A 16,211-nucleotide genomic window follows, 5' to 3' on the forward strand; every position below is an offset into this window, starting at 1 on the left:
CCGAGGAATCGTCATGTCTGCCCCAGCTCGCACCTTCACCGTGCGCCACATCCAATTGCTGCGCGCTCTTTTCGCGGCGGCAGCGGCACTCATGATCACCTTCTCGCCGGATCACTCGGCGGCCGTCGGGTTCGCCGTGTTCGGCGGATTCGTCGCGGCCAGCGGATTCATCTTCGTTCTCGGTGCCTGGCTCGCAGTGCCCTCAGGTTCACGGTGGCCGCTCATCATGCTCGGCGCCATCGATCTGCTCACGGCGATCGTCAGCGGTGTCCCGACGTGGCGCACCGACTCGGTGTTCTTCGTCGTCGTGATCATCTGGGCCGCGGCGACCGGTCTCGTCGAGCTCATCGCCGGGCTCCGCGTCCGACGCACCGACGCGACCGCGAAGGATGCGATCACCGTCGGTGCCCTCGGGCTCGTGCTCGCTGTGGTCCTGCTCATCATTCCCGCCGGGTACTCGCTGCAATACGCGGTCGGCGCTGAGGCACTGACGCTCACCGGCATCATTCTGGCGGTTGGCATGGTCGGCGGCTACACCGCGATCGTCGCCGTGTTCCTCGCGATCGCCGGCTTCTCCCCGAATCGCCCGAGCGCGACGGATGACGTGACGACCGAGCATGCCGACACCGATGGCGCCACGAACGCTTCGGCCGAGACTGGAGGAGCCGCGTGAACGAGAAGAAGACCAACCGTCGAGAGCTGCTGCGTCCACTGCACCTGCTCGGGATCGCACTCGCGTGCGGCATCTTCGCCGCAGTGGTCACGCTCGTGTCGACCGGTGCATTCACTTCTCGCGTCAACGTGGGGATCGCGAACGGCACGTATCAGGGCCTGACGCCGATCGCCCTCGGGCTGGTCATCGGCGGTGGCGCGTTCATCGTCACACTGCTCATCATGTCGATGCTGATACTCGCTGTGGACCCGCGCGAGTACCAGGACAAGACGCTCGATCGCCCGGTCCTCTACGACGAAGAGCCCGGCGACGGCACGTCGAACCCGAGCGACTCGGACACGTCGAACTCCGGCGACTCAGACTCCTCGAAGTCCTGAGCCGCCTGCGCCCTACTTCGCGAGGCGCTCGGCGATGCCGATGTACGTCGCGGGGGTGAGTTCGAGCAGCCGCTGCTTCGCGGCATCCCCGATCTCGAGACCCTCGACGAAGGATGCCAGCTCCGCCGCCCCCACACGGTGACCGCGGGTCAGCTCCTTGAGCAGCGCGTACGGATCGCTGATCGTCGAGCGCCCGGCGACGACCTCGGCGCGGATGACGGTCTGGATCGCCTCGGCGAGAACCTCCCAGTTCACGTCGAGGTCGGCCAGCAGCACGTCGCGGGCCAGTGAGATCTCGTTCAGGCCCCGACGCAGATTGTCGAGCGCGAGCAGCGAGTGCCCGAACGCGACGCCGATGTTGCGCTGAGTGGTCGAGTCGGTGAGATCGCGCTGCAGACGTGAGGTGACGAGCGTCTGCGAGAGCGATCCGAGCAGCGCAGCCGACAGCTCGAGGTTCGCCTCGGCGTTCTCGAAGCGGATCGGGTTGATCTTGTGCGGCATCGTCGACGAGCCGGTGGCGCCGGCGACCGGGATCTGCGTGAAGTAGCCGATCGAGATGTAGGTCCAGATGTCGGTCGCGAGGTTGTGCAGGATGCCGCCGGCATGACGGACCCGGTCGTAGAGCTCGACCTGCCAGTCATGCGACTCGATCTGCGTGGTCAGGTTATTGAACCCGAGGCCCAGACCCTCGACGTACTCGCGGGCGATCGTCGGCCAGTCGGCGTCGGGGTCGGCGGCGAGGTGAGCCGACCAAGTGCCGGTCGCGCCGGAGAACTTCGCGAGGTGGTCGGATGCGGCGATCTGCGCGCGCACGCGCTCGAGGCGCCAGGCGAAGACGGCCAGCTCCTTGCCCATCGTCGATGGCGTTGCGGGTTGGCCGTGCGTGCGGGAGAGCATCGCGGCATCCGCGTGCTCGATCGACAGTTCGCGCAGCTTGGCGATCAGGCCGTCGAACGCCGGCAGCCAGACGTTCTCGACCGCGCGCTTCACGGTGAGCGCGTACGAGACGGAGTTGATGTCCTCGCTGGTGCACGCGAAGTGCGTCAGCTCTGCGATCGAGTCGAGGCCGAGGGCGGACAGGCGGTCGCGCACGAGGTATTCCACGGCTTTCACATCGTGGCGAGTGACGGCTTCCTTCTCGGCGAGCCAGTCGATCTCGTTCTGTCCGAAGTCGCGATACAGGCCGCGAAGGCGATCTTTGTCCGCCTCAGCCAGCGGCGACGTGCCGAACAGCGAGTGATCCGTGAGTGCGATCAGCCACTCGACCTCGGCTTCGACGCGGGCGCGGTTGAGCCCCGCCTCGGAGAGGTAGTCGCCGAGCGGTGCGACCGCCGGGCGGTAGCGCCCGTCGAGGGGGCTCAGCGGCTGGACGGGGAAGGAGTTCGGGGAAGTCAGGGGAGTCCTCCTGATCGGGCCCCTCGATTGTGGGGCGACGTGCGGCTCTGACGCAGGGCGGGTTCGAGCTGGCGGAACAGGCCTCGGGTCGCGGTCTCAATCATAGCCAGCACGGCGTCGAACATCTCCGCCTCCGCATAGTACGGATCGGGCACGTCCAGGTTCTCGGCGTCACGATCGAACGACAGCAGCAAGGTGACCTTGCCCTCCTGATCCTCGTCGCGCGCCCATTCCCTGAGTATCCGCTCGTGAGTGCGATCCAACGCGACGACGAGGTCGTTGTCGGCGAAGGATGCTGCGGTGAACGGCTTCGCGCGATGACGGGATCCGTCGTACCCGCGGCGTTCGAGCGCCTCGATGGTTCGGGCGTCGGCGCGCTCGCCCACATGCCACTCACCGGTGCTGGCGCTGCTCGATGCGATGCGCGATCCGAGCCCCTGGCGCTCGGCGAGGTCACGGAACACCACCTCCGCCATCGGAGATCGGCAGATGTTGCCCGTGCACACGAAGATCACGCGGAAGGGCTCGGGCGATGTCACGGATCCATTCTGCCCGTCGGCATCCTTCCTGCACAGTCGTGATGCCCTCTTCTCGCCCCCCGACGCCGATCTCTTACCGCACGGCTTCACCGTTCTTCTCCTGCACTGCGTGACGATCGAGCCGACTCTGCACGGTTCGCGTTTCGGCCCGAATCTCGATCGGCTTCGCGCGGCATCCTTGGCGCATGCTGAACATCATCGGGGCTGCGGCCTGGAGCTCGAACGGCCTCTGGAAGCTGTTCTCGGCGCAGCGCGCCGTCGACGAGGCCATCATCGCCCTCGAAGATGCCGGAGCGGCGCTGCTGCCTCTCGTGGACGCCAGCGAGTGGCAGGCCGATGGCGTTCGTGCATTGCACGTGCTGATCGTCGACCTGAAGGAGCGCACCACAGCGGAGGTCGGCGTGGTGCGCAGTCGATCGTGCGAGATCGATGCGGCAGGACGATCATGAGCGATGGCGTCGACATCACTCACGGAGGGGCGATCGCCGTCGACCCCGACGCGCTGCGAGCCGTCGCGGCTGCGATGGGCAGAACAGCACCGATGTTCGCGGATGCCGCCGCTGCGATCCGCAACGCCCACGGCTTCATCGTGGCCACGCCGGAGCTCAGCGCCCGAGTGGACTCCGTGGCGCTGTGGGCGAGTGCAGATCGTGCCGACATGCTGCACGACGAATGCCGGTCGGCGTCCTCGAACACCATGCTCATGGCTGACGTCTACGAACTGGTCGAGCTGCGGGCGCAGCTGGCGGCGCTCGCGATCCAGGACAGCGCGCAGGCTTTCGCCCTCAATGCACGCATCGCACAGCTCGAGGCATCCGATCCGCGGGTGGCCGAGATGGAGCAATGGCTGCTGGCGGGATGGAAGGAGGGGAGGTTCGAAGGATTGACGGAGCAGCTCGATGCGGGTCGTTTCGGCCCCGCGGGCGCAGCGGGACCCGATCTGGCGATGATGTTGGGCGTGGTGGCGTTGGTCGGCTCATCAGGCGCCGGCAGGCTCGCACCGAACGCGACGTTGTCGGGGAGCGGTGGGCCGGTCTCGGTGACACCCGTGAAGACGGGCACGCCGATCGCTCCACCATCGAGCCTGGCTGAGGCGCTTCGGCGGTTCCCGACGGCGCCGAACGCGCAACTCAAGGTCGAGAGATACACCATGCCGAACGGGACGAACCGGTTCGTGCTCTATGCGAAGGGGACGCAGGTGAGCGTCGATCCGAAGGAGCCCTTCGACATGCGGTCCAATGTCGACCTGTACACCGGGCACGAATCAGCCTCGTACGTGGCGACGGTCGAGGCACTGGAGGCGGCCGGCGCCCGACCAGGCGACGAGGTGCAGGTCTACGCGCACTCGCAGTCAGCGATCAACGCCGCGTACCTGTCATCGCAGAGCGAGTTCGACGTGACCGTCCAGGTCACGGCGGGCAGTCCCGTGCATCCGACGGTCGGCGATGACCAGCTGCTGATCGAGCTTCGGCACACCGACGATGTGGTCAGCAGCCTCTCCGGAGGCGGGGCGCCGGGCGGCACCGGCTCGCCGGACAGCGTCGTCGTCACCCGAGACGGTGACGCTCTCGATCTGCTGCTGCCGGCGCATCTGATGGAGAGCTATACCGAGACCGCCGAGATGGTCGACGCATCAGGGGACGTGCGGCTGGAGGCGTGGATCGATAAGGCAAGGGAACTCGATGAAGCCTTGTCGATCGAATCGACGGAGTATGTGGCGCGCCGGCGATGACCGGCGTGGCGATCAGTCGCGGCGCTGCCGCTTCTGCGGACGAAGGATGCCGCCGAACACGGCGTTGATGATCGAGATGATGATCGCCGCCAGCACGCCCCACCAGAAGCTGCCGACCGTCAGGCCCCAGCCGAAGCCCGACGTGATCCACGCGGTCAGCCACAGCAGGAAGCCGTTGATGATGAAGCCGATGAGTCCGAGCGTGAGGATGTACAGCGGGAAGGCGACGATCTTGATGACCGTGCCGATGATCGTGTTGACCACTGCGAAGATCGCTCCGACCGCGAGCAGCGTGAGTACCAGCTGCAGGGTCTCCCCGGGAGGGAATGCGACGACCACGACCTGCAGCACAGGGATCAGGGTGACGACCCACAGGGCGAATGCGTTGATGATGACTCTGATGATGAAGCGCATGGTGGATTCAGTCTCCCATGAGGGGTCGCGGTTGTCACCGGACGAGGGATTCCTCCGCCCCGCTCGTAGACTGACGTCGTGACCGAGCCGATCCTTCCCCGCATCCGTCCAGAGATCGCCGCCCTCGCGCCGTACCGGCAGGGCAAGCAGGCGGGCCCGGATGCCTTCAAGCTCTCCAGCAACGAGAATCCGTTCGAGCCTCTGCCGGCCGTGCTCGAGGCACTCGCGCACACCACGCCGATCAATCGGTACCCCGATGCCTCGGCGACCCGCCTGCGCGAGCGACTGGCGGCGCGCTACGGCGTCGACCTCGACCAGGTGCACGTCGCCAGCGGCAGCGTCGCCATCCTGTACCAACTGGTGCAGGCCGCGGCATCCGTCGGCGATGAGGTCATCTACGCGTGGCGGTCCTTCGAGGCGTACCCCGGCCTGCCTCTCGTCGCCGGCGCGACCGGCGTGCAGGTGCCGCTGACCGCTGATGCACGCCACGATCTCGACGCGATGGCGGATGCCGTCACCGAGCACACCCGAGCGATTCTGCTGTGCACCCCGAACAACCCCACGGGGCCGATCATCACGAGCGACGAGTTCGCGGCATTCATCGCCAAGGTGCCCGCCGACGTGCTGGTCATCCTCGATGAGGCGTACGCCGAGTTCGTCACCGCGGAGGATGCGGTCGACGGTCTCGCCGGGCGCGTGTTCGAGAGTCATCCGAACGTCGTCGTGCTGCGCACCTTCTCCAAGGCGTACGGACTCGCCGGGCTCCGCGTCGGCTATGCGATCGGTCAGGCCAAGGTGCTCGATGCGGCCAGGGCCACCGGCATCCCGTTGTCCGTCACCGCCGCGGCCGAGACCGCAGCGATCGCGAGCCTCGACGCCGAGGGCGAGCTCCTCGACCGGGTCGCGGTGATCGTCGAGCGGCGCACGCGTCTGCTGGACGGACTGCGTGCGCACGGCTGGGACGTCCCGGACGCGCAGGGCAACTTCGTGTGGCTGCCCGCCGGCGAGCGCACCGACGAGATCGCCGCGTCTTTCGTGGCCGCCGACATCATCGTCAGGCCGTTCTCGGGTGACGGCATCCGGATCTCCGTCGGCGAGGAGACCTCCATCGACCGGGTGCTCCACGTCGCCTCCACCATGCGCTGACCAGCGGTTTCTCCGGGTTCCGGGCAGATACGAGGGTGTCCTAGGTATGCGTGACCGGGCATGTCGGCTCGGATAGCGTAGAACGGTGACCTCGTCAGAGACCGATCTCGTCCGCGTCCTCGAGGCGGATGGCCGCTTCGCGCCCAGCCCTGCCGCCGAGCAGTACCTGCCGCTGATCGAAGCGATCAGTGATGCAGAGCTCGAGCAGTTCTATCGCGACATGGTCGTCATCCGCGCCATCGACAATCAAGCCACGAACCTGCAGCGTCAGGGGCAGCTGGCGCTCTGGCCGCCGAGCCGGGGGCAGGAAGCGGCGCAGGTGGGCTCTGCGCGCGCCGCGCGTGCGCAGGACACGCTGTTCCCCTCGTATCGCGAGCACGCCGTCGCTCGCATCCGGGGCGTCGATCCGATCGGCATCATCAAGCTGATGCGCGGCATCTCGCATGGAGGCTGGGATCCGACCGACCCTGCGAACGGCAACACCCGGCTGTACACGCTGGTGCTCGGCTCGCAGGTGCTGCACGCGACCGGCTTCGCCATGGGCCTGAATTTCGGGGACCGTTCGGGGACGGGTGATCCTGAGCGTGACGAAGCGGTGATCGTCTACTACGGTGACGGCGCCTCGAGCCAGGGCGATGTGCATGAGGCGATGGTCTTCGCCGCCAGCTACCAGACCCCGACCGTCTTCTTCCTCCAGAACAACCAATGGGCGATCTCCGTGCCCGTCGCGACGCAGACGCGCGTGCCGTTCGCTCAGCGCAGCGCGGGTTACGGCATCGACAGCATCCGCGTCGACGGCAACGACGTGCTCGCCAGCTACGCCGTCTCTCGTGTCGCGCTCGATGAAGCGCGAGCGGGCAAGGGGCCTCGTGCGATCGAGGCCGAGACCTATCGCCTCGGTGCGCACACCACGAGCGACGATCCGACGAAGTACCGCACCAGCGACGAGGAGGAATCGTGGCAGCTGCGCGACCCGATCACGCGCATGCGCGCGTTCCTCGAGGGCCGTGGAGCCGCCTGCTCGTTCTTCGACGAGGTGGACGCGGAGGGAGCGGATGCCGCAGAAGACCTCCGCGTCCGCACCCTCACCCTGGAGCCGCCCCGTGCGAACAAGATCTTCGACCATGTGTACAGCGAGCCGCATCCGCTGATGGACGAGCAACGCGCGTGGCGCGAGCAGTACGAGTCATCGTTCGAACAGCCGACGCAGAACGGGGGAGGTCACGCATGACGCTCGAGACGATGCCGTTCAGCAAGGCACTCAACGCCGGCCTGCGCAAGGCAATGCAGGACGACCCGCGCGTCCTGCTGATGGGCGAGGACATCGGAAAGCTCGGTGGAGTGTTCCGCATCACCGAGCACCTGCAGCGCGACTTCGGTGAGAACCGCGTGCTCGACACCCCGCTCGCGGAGTCGGGCATCGTCGGTACGGCCATCGGCCTCGCGATGGGCGGGTTCCGTCCCGTCTGCGAGATCCAGTTCGACGGGTTCGTGTTCCCCGCATTCGATCAGATCACCACGCAGCTGGCGAAGATCACCAACCGGCACGAGGGCGCGCTGTCGATGCCGATCGTGATCCGCATCCCCTACGGCGGCCACATCGGCGCGGTCGAGCACCATCAGGAGAGTCCGGAGACCTACTTCGCGCACACTCCAGGGCTTCGGGTCGTCTCGCCGTCGACACCGAACGACGCGTACTGGATGATCCAGGAGGCGATCACCTCGAACGACCCGATCATCTTCCTCGAGCCGAAGAGCAAGTACTGGCAGAAGGGCGAGGTCGACATCGAGAAGTCCGCGGCGCCGCTGCACTCGTCACGTGTGGTGCGCACCGGCACTGATGTCACCTTGGTCGGACACGGCGCCATGGTCACGACCCTGCTGCAGGCCGCTGCGCTCGCCGAGAGCGAGGGTACGAGCTGCGAGGTCGTCGACGTGCGGTCATTGTCGCCGGTCGACTACGGACCCATCCTCGACTCCGCACGCAAGACCGGTCGCATGGTCTACGCGCAGGAGGCACCGAGCTTCAACAGCCTCGGCGGGGAGATCGCCGCCACCGTCATGGAGCGCGCGTTCTACGCCCTCGAGGCCCCGGTGCTTCGGGTGTCGGGGTACGACGCTCCGTTCCCGCCCGCAAAACTCGAGGGCACCTTCCTCCCGGATGCCGACCGCATCCTCGAGGCCGTCGACCGGTCACTGGCCTACTGACACTCGTTCCGAAAGGACTCGCAATGAGCACGCAGAACTTCAACCTCCCCGATGTCGGCGAGGGTCTGACCGAAGCCGAGATCGTCACGTGGAAGGTCGCCCCGGGTGACGACGTCGCGATCAACGACGTGATCTGCGAGATCGAGACGGCCAAATCGCTCGTCGAGCTTCCGTCGCCGTATGCCGGCGTCGTCGGCGATCTGCTGGTCGGCGAGGGCACGACGGTCGAGGTCGGCACGCCGATCATCAGCTTCGTGTCGGATGCTGCGCCCGCCGCCACCCCGCCGAACCCCGCGCCGGCAGGCGAAGAGACCGGCGGCTCGGTCCTGGTCGGCTACGGCACCGGTGCCGGTGCGACCTCTCGGCGCACGCGCCCGGCCGTTCGTCCGGTGCGCTCCTCGGTCGGCGTCATCGCGAAGCCGCCGATCCGCAAGCTCGCACGCGATCTCGGCGTCGACCTCTCCTCGATCACCCCGACCGGAGCAGACGGCGAGGTCACCCGCGACGACGTCGTGAAGGAGGCCTCGCAGGCGAGTGTCTTCCGCAACATCGAGACCCCGGAGTGGGGCGCGGTGCGCGAGGAGACGGTGCCGGCGCCGAAGAGCGCTCCGGTCGGCCTCGCTCGTGGGATCGCCGCTGCGCCGGCAACCGCCCAGGATGCGGATGCGCGCACCGAGTCGATCCCGGTCAAGGGCGTGCGCAAGGTCAGTGCCTCGGCCATGGTGCAGAGCGCGTACACCGCGCCGCACGTCACGGTGTGGAAGGAGGTCGACGCGACGCGCACGATGGAGCTTGTCAAGCGCCTGAAGACCTCGCCCGACTACGCCGACATCAAGGTGTCGCCGCTGCTCATCGTGGCTCGCGCCGTGATCTGGGCCGTGCGCCGCAATCCGATGGTCAACGCCGCCTGGTTCGAGACCGAGGGCGGTGCAGAGATCTCGGTGCGCCACTACGTCAACCTCGGAATCGCCGCGGCGACCCCGAGGGGCCTGCTCGTGCCGAACATCAAGGACGCGCAGGACCTCAACATGCGCGAGCTCGCCCGAGCGTTGAACCGCCTCACCCTGACGGCTCGAGAGGGCAAGACCCCGCCAGCCGATCAGCAGGGCGGAACGATCACGATCACCAACATCGGCGTGTTCGGGATGGATGCCGGAACCCCGATCATCAACCCCGGCGAGGCCGGCATCGTGGCGATGGGCACCATCAGCCAGAAGCCGTGGGTCGTCGACGGCGAGGTGCGTCCGCGGTTCGTCACCACGGTGGCAGGTTCCTTCGATCACCGCGTCATCGACGGCGACGGCATGAGCCGCTTCATCGCCGACGTCGCCTCGATTCTGGAAGAGCCCGCCCTGCTCGTCGACTGAGGACAGCCCGTGAAGTGTCGCGCGATGCCGCATCTTCGCGCTTGATGCGACCATCCGCGCCACCTTTCGGCGAGGACGTCCAGCGCCGGGGGCGTCTGGCGAGGATGTCTTCGCTAGGAGAGCGCGCTCAGCCGCCGCTCCGCGAGCTGAGGCACCGTCCGCTCGCGGGCGGCGCGGCGCGCCGTCGCGATTGCTCCGGCCGACACGACCGCGGCGCCCAGGGTCGAGGCCACGATCTCGGGCGCCGGGAGGTGGAGCTCCTCCGGGAGAATGCGCCGGGCGGCGGCGAGCACGGGTTCGATGCTCTCGGCGACCGCCCCGCACACGATCACGCGGGAAGGGTCGTACATGCTGCCGAGCACTCCGACGATGCGTGCGACAGTCGCGCCGACGCGGTCGGTGATGAGCACAGCATCCGCGTCTCCTGAGGCGGCGAGCGTCAGCACGACACGCGAGTCGATGCGCTCCTCTGCCACGAGCCTTCCGACCGCGCCGTCGACGGCGATCTCGCCGGCCTTCATCGCGGCCCTGGCTTGATTCTGCACCGAATACCTGAGCCCGAATGCCGAGCCGACGCCGACGATGTGATCGAAAACGATGCCCTCGCCGACTCCTCCGTGGGCACCGTGCAGCACGTGACCGTCGACGACCACTCCACCACCGAAGCGCTCGCTGGCGAGCAGGGCGACGTAGTCGCGGCATCCGATCGCGGCGCCGACCGCGCCCTCCGCGATCGCCGCCAATTGGGCGTCGTTCTTGATCTCGACCACGGGGGCCCAGTCGCGCAGCGCGTCGGCGAGGCCGGGATTCGTGCGCTCCCAGAAGCCGTCGGGATGCGGCGGCGAGATGCCGTCGCGATTCACAGGGGCTGCGACGCCGACGCAGAGCGCGAGCACGTCGTCTCGGGGAGTGCCGGACTCTTCCAGCGCTGCCCGCAGCTGCTCGACGATGGTCGCCCGACGCGCATCGGCAGACTGAGTGGAGTCCACCTCGACGCGGTGGTGCACGAGCGTGCGGTCGAGCGGGTCGGCCACGGTGACGGCGAGATGCGTGTCGCCGGCGTCGATCCCTATGACGACGCCGAGGTCGGATGAGAGGGTGAAGCGCCTGGCAGGGCGGCCGGAGCGATAGCTGCCGGCGGCGCGGGCGTTGGGGAGTTCGCGCAGGACCTCGGCACCGACGAGTGTGTCGATCGCATCGATGGCCGTCGACCGCGTGAGCGACGTGGCGGCCATGACGTCGGTGGCGGTGAACTGTCCTGCCCCCCAGGCGAAGTCGAGGACGGCCCCGACGCTCGCGCGTCCGGTTCCGAGTCCTGTGGAGACTTCTGTCACAGCCCTTGACCTTCCTCTCGTTCCAATGAGAGAGTACCTTCCGACAGTAAATTCGCCCACTAGATTTAATATGCGGATCTATCGGATCGGAAGGACGACGGTGTCTGAGAAACGAACACGCACGGCGCGGATGGTCGCGGGAGGCCTTGGCCTCGCGATGGTCGGCGCCGCCCTCACGAGCTGTGCTGCGGGATCGGGAGCGGAGACGATCCGCTTCACGTTCAACAAGCGCGAGGCGATCCCTTTCATGACCGAGCTCGTCGCCGAGTACAACTCTTCTCAGGACGACGTGCGGGTGGAGATCGATACCTCGGGGCCCGACGTCATCTCGGCCAGTTTCGTGCGGGGGAACCCGCCCGACCTCATCCTCGGCAACTACAACTACGAGATCGCGCGCTTCGTGCAGCGCTGCGCTCTCACCGATCTCTCCGAGACGGATGCGGCGGCCAGCATCCGCGACGACCTGCAGCCGCTCATGGAGCAGTACGGCTCTTGCGAGGGACGAACGAGCGCCCTGCCCTACTCGGTGATGGCGGCCTCCGTGATCTACAACAAGGAGATCTTCGAGGCCGAGGGGCTGGAGGTGCCGCAGACCTGGGACGAGCTGATCGCCCTGTGCGACCAGTTGAAGGATGCCGGGATCGACCCCTTCTACGCCACGTTCAAAGACGACTGGACCGTCGGGCAGGGCTGGTACGACTACTCGATCGGCGGCTCCGTCGACACGATCGACTTCTTCGACGCCATGGCCGTCGAGGGCGCCGCGGTCGGCCCTGACTCCGACGTCTCGTTCGAGAAGGACTTCGCCGACCCGATGGAGCAGATGATGCAGCTCGCGGACGACTACACGAACGAGGATGCGGCGAGCCGCGGATACGGCGACGGCAATCTCGCCTTCAGCGAGGGCGAGGCGGCGATGTACATGCAGGGGCCGTGGGCATTCAGCGAGATCGCGAAGACCGCACCCGACCTCGAGCTCGGCACCTTCCCGCTGCCCATGACCGACGACCCGGCCGACCTCGGCGTGCGCGTGAACATGGACCTCGGCGCGATGATCCCCGAGGGCTCGCGGCACCAGGAGGCCGCGCGTGACTTCCTCGAGTACCTGTACCTCCCCGAGAACATCGAGGAGTACAACGCGTCGCAGCTCGGCTTCACGCCTACGAAGGATGCCCCGGCGCCGAACGATCCGCGCATCGAGGGGATGATCGACTACTACGAGGACGGGCAGATCTACCAGGGGCCCTCGGTGCTCGTTCCCAAGACGATCCCGGTGATGAACTACGCACAGGCGATGGTGCTGGGAGCCTCGACCACCTCGATGCTGCGGACCATGGACGCGGATTGGGCTCGCATCGCCTTCCGCGCGCCGATCCCCACCACAGACGATGCGGCAGCAGGCGAGACAGAGGAGTCCGCACCGTGAGCACCACCGCACCCGCGAACACCACGCGGCCGAACAGCCCGACGACGGACACGACCTCCATCGTCACCGGACAGGGACGGAGGCTCCGTCGGCACACCCGACGGGTCGAGCCGATCTACTACCTGTTCCTTCTTCCGACGCTCGTGCTGTTCACCCTCGCGATCACCCTCCCGGCGGTGATGGGCATTTTCTTCAGCTTCACCGACTCGATCGGTATCGGCGAGTGGAGCTTCAACGGGGTGACCAACTACATCGCGCTGTTCAGCGACCCGGCGATCCTGCAGAGCTACCTGTTCACGTTCGGGTTCTCGATCGCGACGGTGATCGTCGTGAACGTCATCGCGTTCCTGCTCGCGGTGGGCCTCACCTCGCGCATCCGATTCAAGACGGGCCTGCGGACGATCTTCGTGATCCCGATGGTGATCTCGGGCATCATCATCGCGTACGTCTTCAACTTCCTGTTCTCGAACTCGATTCCTGCCGCTGGCGCGGCCACCGGCATCCCCTGGCTCGAGACGAGCCTGTTGGCGAACCCGGATCTCGCCTGGGTGGCGATCGTCATCGTGACCGCGTGGCAGGCCGTCCCAGGTGCTCTGCTGATCTACATCGCCGGCCTGCTCTCGGTGCCGAACGAGGTCTACGAGGCGGCGAGCATCGACGGTGCGAGCAAGACGCAGCAGCTCACGCGGATCACGATCCCGCTCGTCGCGGGGTACGTCGTGATCAACGTGATCCTCGGGTTCAAGGGCTTCCTGAACGCGTACGACATCATCGTCGGCCTCACCAACGGAGGGCCTGGGACGTCGACGCGCAGCGTCGCTATGACGATCATCGCGGGCTTCAACAGCGGCGACTACGCCTACCAGATGGCCAACGCGACGATCTTCTTCATCGTCGCCGTCCTGATCTCGCTCCTTCAACTCTCGCTGACTCGCGGAAGGAATGCCCTCTGATGTCGACGCAGACGATCACCACCCAGACTGCTGGGAAGAAGCCGCGCGTGCGCATGGAGCGGGTGAACTGGTCGGGCACGATCATCCTGATCCTGTGCGCCGTCACCGTGCTCCTGCCGCTCTACGTCACGATCTCGATGGCGTTCAAGACCACGGGGCAGGCGGTCGACGGCAACGCCTTCTCCCTGCCGGCACCGTTCAGCATCGACGGGTTCGTCGAGGCGTGGAATCTCACGAAGTTCCCGGTCGGCGCCGCGATCTCGCTGCTGGTCACCGCCGGCACAGTGATCGCGACGATCCTGCTCGCGGCCTTCGCGTCCTACGCGATCGTGCGCAACTGGGACCGGCGGTTGTTCCGCTACTCGTTCTTCTACCTGCTCGCGGCCATGTTCATCCCGTTCCCTGTGGTGGCACTGCCGCAGATCCAGCTCACCGGACGCGTCGGGCTCGACAACCCCTTGGGCGTGATCATCCTCGCGACGATGTTCCAGCTCAGCTTCAGCGTGCTGCTGTTCACCGCCTTCCTCCGGTCGATCCCGATCGAGCTGGAGGAGAGCGCGCGCATCGACGGAGCCACGACCTGGCAGACGTTCTGGCAGCTGATCTTCCCGCTGCTCGCGCCGATGAGCGCGACGGTGGGCATCTTTGCATTCCTGTATGCGTGGAACGACTTCATGATGCCGTCGCTCATCATCTCCGACCCGGCGATGCAGACGCTGCCGGTGCGGCAGAACCTGTTCCAGACCCAGTTCAGCAACAACTACAACGTGTCGTTCGCCTCGTACCTGATGGCGATGGCGCCCGCGATCCTGGCGTACCTGTTCACACAGCGCTTCGTCATGGAGGGCGTCACGCAGGGTGCAGTGAAGGGCTGAGCACGAAAGTCGCCCGATCCCTGAGCCCGTCGAAGAGCAACGCAAGAAAGAAGGAGCACCACCCCTCATGACCGATTCGCTTCTCACCGAGACCCGCGAAGACGACAAGACAGCAGCCTGGTGGCGTCAGGCCGTCGTCTACCAGATCTACCCCCGCAGCTTCGCCGACGCGAACGGTGACGGGCTCGGCGACATCCCTGGCATCGTGTCCCGCGCCGACTACCTCGCAGAGCTCGGGATCGATGCGGTGTGGCTCAGCCCGTTCTATCCCTCCGCGCTCGCCGACGGCGGCTACGACGTCGCCGATTACCGCGACGTCGATCCCCGACTCGGCACGCTTGACGACTTCGATGCGATGGTCGCTGCGCTGCATGAGCGCGGCATCCGCGTGGTCGTCGACATCGTCCCGAACCACACATCGAACCTGCACGAGTGGTTCCAGGAGGCGCTCGCCGCCGGTCGAGGCTCAGCCGCACGCGAGAGGTACATCTTCCGGGAGGGCAGCGGCCCTGACGGCGCGGAGCCGCCCACCGATTGGGGCGCGGCGTTCGGCGGCGGCGCGTGGGAGCGCGTCGAGGACGGACAGTGGTACCTCCACAGCTTCGCGCCCGAACAGCCGGACTTGAACTGGGATCACCCCGAAGTCCGCGAGGACTTCCTGACCACCCTGCGCTTCTGGTCGGACCGCGGGGTCGACGGGTTCCGCATCGACGTCGCGCATATGCTCACCAAAGACCTCACAGAGCCACTGCCGTCCAACGCGGAGCTGGAGCTGATCGACCGCACCTCCGGTCGTCACCCCCTGACCGATCGCGACGATGTGCACGAGATCTACGCCGAATGGCGAAAGGTGTTCAACGAGTACGATCCTCCACGCACCGCCGTCGCCGAAGCCTGGGTCGAGACCCCGGAGCGTCGCGCGAAGTACGCCTCGGCCGAGGGCCTCGGTCAGGCCTTCAACTTCGATCTCCTCGTCGCCGACTTCGACGCCGCCCAGTTCCGCCGCATCATCGCAGACAACCTCGAGCAGGCGCGTACGACCGGGTCGTCGACCACCTGGGTGCTCTCGAACCACGACGTCACCCGGCACGCCACTCGATACGGACTACCCGCGCTCGATGGGCGTCGGGTCAAGCAGGGCACCGAATGGGTGGCCGCAGGGGGGCCGGAGGATCAGCTCGATCGTGAGCGTGGCATCCGCCGTGCGCATGCGGCCACGCTGCTTCTTCTGGGTCTACCCGGCAGCACCTACCTCTATCAGGGCGAAGAACTCGGTCTGCAGGAGGTCGCCGAGATCTCGGCAGAGCAGCGGCAGGATCCGTCGTTCTTCCGCGGCGCGTCGTTCGACGGTCTCGGGCGAGACGGATGCCGTGTGCCGCTGCCGTGGACGGCATCCGGCCCCTCATTCGGATTCGGCTCGGCCGGTGCGCATCTGCCGCAACCGGAATGGTTCGCCGAGTACGCCGTCGACGTCGAAGCAGCAGACCCGTCGTCGACCCTGTCGCTGTATCGCGAGGCGCTGCGTCAGCGGCACATCCTTCAGGCTGATGAGAGCCTGGAGTGGATCGAGACCGGCCGGTCCGACGTGCTGCGCTTCAGGCGGCCGAATGGCTGGGAGGTTGTGACGAACTTCGGCGTCGAGCCGTTCGAGCTCGGTCTGGATTCCGCGCACGACGTGCTCGGTACCGCTGTGGACGGCGCCGTGCCGGGCGAGAGCACAGTCTGGATCGCGCCGGACGCCCTGCTCGGCTGAGCTCGGAAAACGGAGACCA

At 66.9% G+C, this 16,211-nt stretch carries 16 protein-coding genes; 12 read left to right on the forward strand and 4 right to left on the reverse strand.

Annotated features, from left to right (window positions below; all coding sequences use genetic code 11):
- Positions 1 to 13 precede the first annotated feature (13 nt).
- A complete protein-coding gene (locus ACP7AR_RS14170; RefSeq protein WP_426187064.1) occupies positions 14 to 673 on the forward strand; it encodes an acyl-CoA synthetase in 660 nt (219 codons plus the stop codon).
- Positions 670 to 1,050, forward strand: a complete 381-nt coding sequence (locus ACP7AR_RS14175; RefSeq protein WP_426187067.1) for a hypothetical protein — start codon at positions 670 to 672, stop codon at positions 1,048 to 1,050. Before ACP7AR_RS14170 ends, ACP7AR_RS14175 begins: the two co-directional genes overlap by 4 nt.
- A 12-nt stretch (positions 1,051 to 1,062) precedes the next feature.
- Here ACP7AR_RS14175 and purB read toward each other — a convergent pair whose 3' ends face one another.
- Together purB and ACP7AR_RS14185 are read right to left on the reverse strand one after the other, a co-directional pair.
- Complete coding sequence (gene purB / locus ACP7AR_RS14180) at positions 1,063 to 2,445, reverse strand: adenylosuccinate lyase (protein ID WP_426187767.1); 1,383 nt, start codon at positions 2,443 to 2,445, stop codon at positions 1,063 to 1,065.
- A complete protein-coding gene (locus tag ACP7AR_RS14185) occupies positions 2,442 to 2,984 on the reverse strand; it encodes a low molecular weight protein-tyrosine-phosphatase (protein WP_426187070.1) in 543 nt (180 codons plus the stop codon). The genes purB and ACP7AR_RS14185 overlap by 4 nt, the downstream gene beginning before the upstream one ends.
- A gap of 185 nt (positions 2,985 to 3,169) precedes the next feature.
- Between ACP7AR_RS14185 and ACP7AR_RS14190 the strand changes: the two genes are divergently transcribed.
- Both ACP7AR_RS14190 and ACP7AR_RS14195 read left to right on the forward strand, forming a co-directional pair.
- Positions 3,170 to 3,433, forward strand: a complete 264-nt coding sequence (locus ACP7AR_RS14190; protein ID WP_426187073.1) for a hypothetical protein — start codon at positions 3,170 to 3,172, stop codon at positions 3,431 to 3,433.
- Positions 3,430 to 4,716 (forward strand): hypothetical protein, encoded by a 1,287-nt coding sequence (locus ACP7AR_RS14195; RefSeq protein WP_426187076.1) that lies wholly within the window; start codon positions 3,430 to 3,432, stop codon positions 4,714 to 4,716. Before ACP7AR_RS14190 ends, ACP7AR_RS14195 begins: the two co-directional genes overlap by 4 nt.
- A gap of 12 nt (positions 4,717 to 4,728) precedes the next feature.
- Here the strand turns inward: ACP7AR_RS14195 and ACP7AR_RS14200 are convergent, their stop codons facing one another.
- Positions 4,729 to 5,130 carry a phage holin family protein gene (locus tag ACP7AR_RS14200; protein WP_426187078.1) on the reverse strand — a complete coding sequence of 134 codons (402 nt, stop codon included), beginning with the start codon at positions 5,128 to 5,130 and terminating at the stop codon, positions 4,729 to 4,731.
- A gap of 78 nt (positions 5,131 to 5,208) precedes the next feature.
- Between ACP7AR_RS14200 and ACP7AR_RS14205 the strand changes: the two genes are divergently transcribed.
- From ACP7AR_RS14205 to ACP7AR_RS14220, 4 genes are all read left to right on the forward strand, one after another.
- Positions 5,209 to 6,276 (forward strand): histidinol-phosphate transaminase, encoded by a 1,068-nt coding sequence (locus ACP7AR_RS14205; RefSeq protein ID WP_426187080.1) that lies wholly within the window; start codon positions 5,209 to 5,211, stop codon positions 6,274 to 6,276.
- A gap of 85 nt (positions 6,277 to 6,361) precedes the next feature.
- Positions 6,362 to 7,507: a thiamine pyrophosphate-dependent dehydrogenase E1 component subunit alpha gene (locus ACP7AR_RS14210; RefSeq protein WP_426187082.1), complete on the forward strand. Its 1,146-nt coding sequence runs from the start codon at positions 6,362 to 6,364 to the stop codon at positions 7,505 to 7,507.
- Positions 7,504 to 8,484, forward strand: coding sequence for an alpha-ketoacid dehydrogenase subunit beta (locus ACP7AR_RS14215; RefSeq protein ID WP_426187084.1), 981 nt, complete (start codon positions 7,504 to 7,506; stop codon positions 8,482 to 8,484). The genes ACP7AR_RS14210 and ACP7AR_RS14215 overlap by 4 nt, the downstream gene beginning before the upstream one ends.
- Positions 8,485 to 8,507: 23 nt before the next feature.
- A complete protein-coding gene (locus ACP7AR_RS14220; protein ID WP_426187086.1) occupies positions 8,508 to 9,851 on the forward strand; it encodes a dihydrolipoamide acetyltransferase family protein in 1,344 nt (447 codons plus the stop codon).
- Positions 9,852 to 9,964: 113 nt separating this feature from the next.
- On the opposite strand, the gene ACP7AR_RS14225 is transcribed toward ACP7AR_RS14220, so the two are convergent.
- Positions 9,965 to 11,185 (reverse strand): ROK family protein, encoded by a 1,221-nt coding sequence (locus tag ACP7AR_RS14225; protein WP_426187088.1) that lies wholly within the window; start codon positions 11,183 to 11,185, stop codon positions 9,965 to 9,967.
- Positions 11,186 to 11,285: 100 nt separating this feature from the next.
- On the opposite strand from ACP7AR_RS14225, the gene ACP7AR_RS14230 reads away from it, so the two are divergent.
- The 4 genes from ACP7AR_RS14230 to ACP7AR_RS14245 all read left to right on the forward strand — a co-directional run bounded on the left by ACP7AR_RS14230 (position 11,286) and on the right by ACP7AR_RS14245 (position 16,192).
- Positions 11,286 to 12,611 (forward strand): ABC transporter substrate-binding protein, encoded by a 1,326-nt coding sequence (locus tag ACP7AR_RS14230; RefSeq protein ID WP_426187090.1) that lies wholly within the window; start codon positions 11,286 to 11,288, stop codon positions 12,609 to 12,611.
- Between the two features lie 59 nt (positions 12,612 to 12,670).
- Positions 12,671 to 13,564 carry a carbohydrate ABC transporter permease gene (locus tag ACP7AR_RS14235; RefSeq protein WP_426187769.1) on the forward strand — a complete coding sequence of 298 codons (894 nt, stop codon included), beginning with the start codon at positions 12,671 to 12,673 and terminating at the stop codon, positions 13,562 to 13,564.
- Positions 13,564 to 14,439, forward strand: coding sequence for a carbohydrate ABC transporter permease (locus ACP7AR_RS14240; protein WP_426187092.1), 876 nt, complete (start codon positions 13,564 to 13,566; stop codon positions 14,437 to 14,439). The genes ACP7AR_RS14235 and ACP7AR_RS14240 overlap by 1 nt, the downstream gene beginning before the upstream one ends.
- 67 nt (positions 14,440 to 14,506) lie before the next feature.
- Complete coding sequence (locus tag ACP7AR_RS14245) at positions 14,507 to 16,192, forward strand: glycoside hydrolase family 13 protein (protein ID WP_426187094.1); 1,686 nt, start codon at positions 14,507 to 14,509, stop codon at positions 16,190 to 16,192.
- Positions 16,193 to 16,211: the final 19 nt, after the last annotated feature.

This window comes from Microbacterium sp. TWP3-1-2b2 (assembly GCF_049896145.1).
In the GTDB taxonomy this organism is placed as follows: Bacteria; Actinomycetota; Actinomycetes; order Actinomycetales; family Microbacteriaceae; genus Microbacterium.

Coding starts and splice junctions, on each gene's coding strand:
- ACP7AR_RS14170 (WP_426187064.1), top strand. CDS start 14: ATGTCTGCCCCAGCTCGCACCTTCACCGTGCGCCACATCCAATTGCTG.
- ACP7AR_RS14190 (WP_426187073.1), top strand. CDS start 3,170: ATGCTGAACATCATCGGGGCTGCGGCCTGGAGCTCGAACGGCCTCTGG.
- ACP7AR_RS14195 (WP_426187076.1), top strand. CDS start 3,430: ATGAGCGATGGCGTCGACATCACTCACGGAGGGGCGATCGCCGTCGAC.
- ACP7AR_RS14200 (WP_426187078.1), bottom strand. CDS start 5,130: ATGCGCTTCATCATCAGAGTCATCATCAACGCATTCGCCCTGTGGGTC.
- ACP7AR_RS14215 (WP_426187084.1), top strand. CDS start 7,504: ATGACGCTCGAGACGATGCCGTTCAGCAAGGCACTCAACGCCGGCCTG.
- ACP7AR_RS14220 (WP_426187086.1), top strand. CDS start 8,508: ATGAGCACGCAGAACTTCAACCTCCCCGATGTCGGCGAGGGTCTGACC.
- ACP7AR_RS14240 (WP_426187092.1), top strand. CDS start 13,564: ATGTCGACGCAGACGATCACCACCCAGACTGCTGGGAAGAAGCCGCGC.
- ACP7AR_RS14245 (WP_426187094.1), top strand. CDS start 14,507: ATGACCGATTCGCTTCTCACCGAGACCCGCGAAGACGACAAGACAGCA.